This window comes from Candidatus Symbiopectobacterium sp. (assembly GCF_020054415.1).
Lineage (GTDB): Bacteria > Pseudomonadota > Gammaproteobacteria > Enterobacterales > Enterobacteriaceae > Symbiopectobacterium.
Genome location: NZ_JAHWCO010000286.1, coordinates 1 through 1,484, shown reverse-complemented (window position 1 = coordinate 1,484; position 1,484 = coordinate 1). Strand labels below are relative to the sequence as shown.

Below are 1,484 nucleotides of genomic sequence, written 5' to 3'. Positions count from 1 at the left end.
TGTGCTGCGGGCGTACGCCGATGGCCACTTTACTCGATGGAAAACGGATCTGGGCAGAAAAGAATCTGAACCAGATGTAATCTGACAGACACCTGTATAAATAATCGGTAACTGTCAGATCAGGTCTGAGCTAGTACACATCAGCGTTACCGTCGTCAGTCATGCAAACACGGATGGCTACAGGGCTTACAACGACGAACTTCCAAAAGTAAAACACATTGTTAGCAAGCTGTATACATAGCGTATTGAGCGTGCACATCTGACACTGCGTAATCGATTGCAACGGCTCAATCGCAAGACGCTCGGATATTCAAAATCATCCGGAATGCACGATAGGATCATCGGTACTTACATCGAACGCGAGTACTACGTTTGATGCTACATCAACTCATTGAATACAAGACAAAAAATGGCGTTCACGTTGTCTGACGGGCCGCCGGTCTGTGCAAAACAGAAGGGGCCAGAGAGGTGGCGAGTGCCGTTGAGCAAACATAGCGGCGAAATGTGGGGTATTGTCGGATATTGTTGAGGCTATAGACGGAGAGCGAGAGTTTTTCGAAGCGGTGCTGCATGCGTCGCACCTGCTCCAACGTGGGATGGTCGACATTGTCGAACACCGCCATAAGGTCAATATCCGAATCCGGTCTCATATCGGCCGTGTGCAGCGCTGCCATAGAGATAAAGCGATAGCAGACGGTCACCGAAGGCGGCGTTGAGTGCACCGACGATCGGTGCCGTCATGGCGTGAATCGTTGCAGGCGCGGTTTCAGCGCGTTGTGCGATCACGTGCTGTGTGTCTAGGTAGCCTGCGGCAATGTGTTGGGCATAGCACTCTACGATGGCGCTCAGCCGTGCGGCGGCGGCGCGAAAAGTATTCGCGTTTTCCAACAGTGAGCGTTCAAAGGGCTGCCAATGGTTGTTGGTATAGGTTAACCAGCGTAGGTCTTCTTTATTCATTCCCGCGACTGACAGCGGGCTATAGTGACGTGTTTCCAACTGCCCCAGCAATTTGCTGAGTCCCTGCTCTGCATAGCGCATCGCCCAGCCCAGTTGGCGCACGCCCCAGGTATGGGTCTTTGAGGGTAAATCACGCAAATAATACAGGCGAGCAATATGGGTTGTGGCGAAAGTCGCCTACCGCAGTGCGTCCGGGTAATCGGGTTCGCATGCGGAGAGTGCGCGTTCTGTCGATGCGCTACGGTAGGGCCAGGGGCAGGTATGGAACGGCCAGCGGCCATGAGCAGGATAGTCGGCCAATTCTCTTTCTGTAAGGTAATTCAGTGACAGCTCGGGGAACTCAGTGTGCAGATACTTTGCTGCAAATGCCGGTCGTGTATTCAATATGTTGATTGCAGTGTGAAATGTCCGGTTTTGGATGTGGAATACAGTGGCTAAAGTTGATGTAAGATGCCCGTTTTGTGAACAGACATCTCCTGTGAAAAACACGGTTATGGCAAAAGTGGCCATCAGCGTTACCGTCGTCA

Annotated in this window: 4 protein-coding genes and 1 pseudogene; 1 reads left to right on the top strand and 4 read right to left on the bottom strand. The window is 52.0% G+C overall.

From position 1 onward, the window contains the following. Positions 1 to 169: 169 nt before the first annotated feature. Positions 170 to 376, top strand: a pseudogene (locus QZ506_RS08320) (IS1 family transposase); the annotation flags it as partial. Between the two features lie 40 nt (positions 377 to 416). On the opposite strand, the gene QZ506_RS08315 reads toward QZ506_RS08320, so the two are convergent. The 4 genes from QZ506_RS08315 to QZ506_RS08300 form a co-directional block, all read right to left on the bottom strand. Then, positions 417 to 650 carry a hypothetical protein gene (locus QZ506_RS08315; protein ID WP_291970329.1) on the bottom strand — a complete coding sequence of 78 codons (234 nt, stop codon included), beginning with the start codon at positions 648 to 650 and terminating at the stop codon, positions 417 to 419. Beyond that, complete coding sequence (locus tag QZ506_RS08310; protein ID WP_291970328.1) at positions 628 to 1,095, bottom strand: hypothetical protein; 468 nt, start codon at positions 1,093 to 1,095, stop codon at positions 628 to 630. Before QZ506_RS08310 ends, QZ506_RS08315 begins: the two co-directional genes overlap by 23 nt. Before the next feature lie 39 nt (positions 1,096 to 1,134). After that, positions 1,135 to 1,257, bottom strand: a complete 123-nt coding sequence (locus QZ506_RS08305) for a hypothetical protein (protein ID WP_291970327.1) — start codon at positions 1,255 to 1,257, stop codon at positions 1,135 to 1,137. Between the two features lie 40 nt (positions 1,258 to 1,297). After that, positions 1,298 to 1,484 (bottom strand): hypothetical protein (locus QZ506_RS08300; protein WP_291970326.1); only part of this gene is annotated, 187 nt, incomplete at its 5' end.